Origin of the sequence: Frankia sp. AiPs1, assembly GCF_023716945.1 — a bacterium.
GTDB lineage: Bacteria > Actinomycetota > Actinomycetes > Frankiales > Frankiaceae > Frankia.
In genome coordinates, this window is record NZ_JAMQQF010001150.1 from 1 (window position 1) to 638 (window position 638).

A 638-nucleotide genomic window follows, 5' to 3' on the forward strand; every position below is an offset into this window, starting at 1 on the left:
CGCCCGACGAGCCCGCCCTGCACGCCTTACCGCCGCGGTCGGGGGGGATCGGCGTGATCGTCGGTGCGCCGGGTGAGCCTGCGCCGGACGTCACGGCCGTCGCGGAGCTGCTGCGCGCGACGCCGGCCGCCGACCCCGACGGGGTCCACGTGGTCCGCTACGGCGCCGACCCGGCGGACGGACCCTGCCTGCCGCAGCGCCTCGCAGATCGGTTGGGTCGTCCGGTGCTCGCCCAGCACGGCCTGCTGTTGACCGGCGCCGACGGGTGGCCGCGGGTCACCGCGATCGACCTCGGTCGTGGCTGCTGGTGGCATCCGCTTGCCGAACAGTCCGTGTACCCGCCGGTGGGGCCGCCGCGCGCGGTCCGTTGGCGGGCGCCCGCGCCCTGGCTGACCGACCTCGGCGGCGGCTACTACCGTCTGCTCGGCGACTGGCTCGTCCAGGTCGTCCCGGCCGGGATCGCGTTGCGCCACGCGGGGTGGCCGGCCGATCCCGACGTCGACGCTGCGCCGCACGACCCCGGCCGGTTCGATCTGCTGCTCGACGCGCCGGCGGCCCGTCTCGCCGCCGGGCTGACCGACGGTCTGCTCACCGCACTGGGCCGGCTCGCCGATGCCCTGCCCGGCACGGCCCGGCTG

At 77.6% G+C, this 638-nt stretch carries 1 protein-coding gene; it reads left to right on the forward strand.

Annotated elements, in window-relative coordinates; all coding sequences use genetic code 11:
• Positions 1-638 (forward strand): hypothetical protein (locus tag ND748_RS33385; RefSeq protein ID WP_251750201.1); only part of this gene is annotated, 638 nt, incomplete at both ends.